This window comes from Streptomyces sp. NPDC020958 (assembly GCF_055562175.1).
Genome location: NZ_JBVHFU010000063.1, coordinates 1 through 1201 on the forward strand (window position 1 = coordinate 1; position 1201 = coordinate 1201).

The 1201-nt window shown below is 56.1% G+C and carries 1 rRNA gene; it reads left to right on the top strand.

The features are described from left to right. A 23S ribosomal RNA gene (locus ACZ3KP_RS40985) occupies window positions 1-1179 on the top strand; the annotation flags it as partial. Between the last annotated feature and the right edge of the window lie 22 nt (window positions 1180-1201).

Genomic DNA, 1201 nt, shown 5'->3' on the forward strand with positions numbered 1-1201 from the left:
GCGCTCTGAGCTGGGGGTGGCCGCAGAGACCAGCGAGAAGCGACTGTTTACTAAAAACACAGGTCCGTGCGAAGCCGTAAGGCGATGTATACGGACTGACGCCTGCCCGGTGCTGGAACGTTAAGGGGACCGGTTAGTCACATTTCGGTGTGGCGAAGCTGAGAACTTAAGCGCCAGTAAACGGCGGTGGTAACTATAACCATCCTAAGGTAGCGAAATTCCTTGTCGGGTAAGTTCCGACCTGCACGAATGGCGTAACGACTTCTCGACTGTCTCAACCATAGGCCCGGTGAAATTGCACTACGAGTAAAGATGCTCGTTTCGCGCAGCAGGACGGAAAGACCCCGGGACCTTTACTACAGTTTGATATTGGTGTTCGGTTCGGCTTGTGTAGGATAGCTGGGAGACTGTGAAGCATTAACGCCAGTTAGTGTGGAGTCGTCGTTGAAATACCAGTCTGGTCGTGCTGGATGTCTAACCTGGGTCCGTGATCCGGATCAGGGACAGTGTCTGATGGGTAGTTTAACTGGGGCGGTTGCCTCCTAAAGAGTAACGGAGGCGCCCAAAGGTTCCCTCAGCCTGGTTGGTAATCAGGTGTTGAGTGTAAGTGCACAAGGGAGCTTGACTGTGAGACCGACGGGTCGAGCAGGGACGAAAGTCGGGACTAGTGATCCGGCGGTGGCTTGTGGAAGCGCCGTCGCTCAACGGATAAAAGGTACCCCGGGGATAACAGGCTGATCTTCCCCAAGAGTCCATATCGACGGGATGGTTTGGCACCTCGATGTCGGCTCGTCGCATCCTGGGGCTGGAGTCGGTCCCAAGGGTTGGGCTGTTCGCCCATTAAAGCGGTACGCGAGCTGGGTTTAGAACGTCGTGAGACAGTTCGGTCCCTATCCGCTGTGCGCGTAGGAGTCTTGAGAAGGGCTGTCCCTAGTACGAGAGGACCGGGACGGACGAACCTCTGGTGTGCCAGTTGTTCTGCCAAGGGCATGGCTGGTTGGCTACGTTCGGGAGGGATAACCGCTGAAAGCATCTAAGCGGGAAGCCTGCTTCGAGATGAGGACTCCCACCCACTTGATGGGGTAAGGCTCCCAGTAGACGACTGGGTTGATAGGCCGGATCTGGAAGCCAGGTAACTGGTGGAGGTGACCGGTACTAATAGGCCGAGGGCTTGTCCTCAGTTGCTCGCGTCCACTGTGTT